Origin of the sequence: Microvirga pakistanensis, assembly GCF_004458765.1 — a bacterium.
In the GTDB taxonomy this organism is placed as follows: domain Bacteria; phylum Pseudomonadota; class Alphaproteobacteria; order Rhizobiales; family Beijerinckiaceae; genus Microvirga; species Microvirga pakistanensis.
This window is the reverse complement of record NZ_SPJX01000027.1, coordinates 1-223: the sequence shown is the minus strand read 5'-3', so window position 1 is coordinate 223 and position 223 is coordinate 1. Positions and strand designations below refer to the sequence as shown.

Sequence of the window (223 nt, the reverse complement as noted above, 5' to 3'; positions counted from 1 at the left end):
GACGCGCTTGCGGGCAGGCGCTTCCTGTGCGGGCGGTTTTCAGTGGCCGACATCTCCGCCTTCATGGCGGTGCATTATGCCCGGCGCCTCGGCGGACCGTCCCTGAAGCCGTTCCCGGCGCTGGCCGCCTGGTACGCCGGCTTGTCCGAACGGTCCGCCTTCGGGCGGATCGTTGCGGAGATCGCCGAGGCGGACCGGGAGCTCTCCGCACCTGTGGACGGGG

1 pseudogene is annotated in these 223 nt (G+C 71.3%); it reads left to right on the top strand.

The window, feature by feature from the left end:
- Positions 1-42 precede the first annotated feature (42 nt).
- Positions 43-223, top strand: a pseudogene (locus E4K09_RS01635) (glutathione S-transferase C-terminal domain-containing protein); the annotation flags it as partial.